Below are 547 nucleotides of genomic sequence, written 5' to 3' on the forward strand. Positions count from 1 at the left end.
TGATTTGACACAATATGTAGATAAAAATTTCGTGGATATTAATCAGTTAGGAGGAGATTTTTTTATACTGTCTGCACATAAAGTTGGTGGTCCTAAAGGAATCGGTGCTTTTGTTTCACGTGGTAATCTTCTCATGCCACACCCTCTTATTATTGGGGGGGGACAAGAAAAAGGTCTCCGTGGAGGAACAGAAGCATTACCCCTTATTGCTGCTTTTGGGGCAGCAATGGCTGATTGTTTCACACAGGAGGAAATAAGGCAGTTAATATATTTGCGCAATAAATTAGAAGATGGACTACAAAAAATAAGTAAAAACGTTGAAATTTTTGGCAAAAAAGTTCAACGTTTGCCAAATACAACTTACTTTACCGTGAAAAATATAAAAGCTGAAACGATGCAAATTGCTTTTGATTTAGAAGGGTTTTCTATATCATCCGGCTCTGCTTGTTCTTCGGGAAAAGTAAAACAAAGCAAAGTGTTGGAGGCAATGGGATATCATATTCCAAATGGTGCCATTCGCATTTCGCTAGGGCGGGACACAACATCT

At 38.2% G+C, this 547-nt stretch carries 1 protein-coding gene; it reads left to right on the top strand.

What is annotated here, in order from left to right; all coding sequences use genetic code 11:
- Positions 1–547, top strand: a 547-nt coding sequence (locus tag ACFIKE_RS12190; protein WP_375650229.1) for an aminotransferase class V-fold PLP-dependent enzyme, incomplete at both ends; no start/stop codon positions are given.

The organism is Bartonella sp. MU70NMGDW (assembly GCF_042194085.1).
Classification (GTDB): domain Bacteria; phylum Pseudomonadota; class Alphaproteobacteria; order Rhizobiales; family Rhizobiaceae; genus Bartonella; species Bartonella grahamii.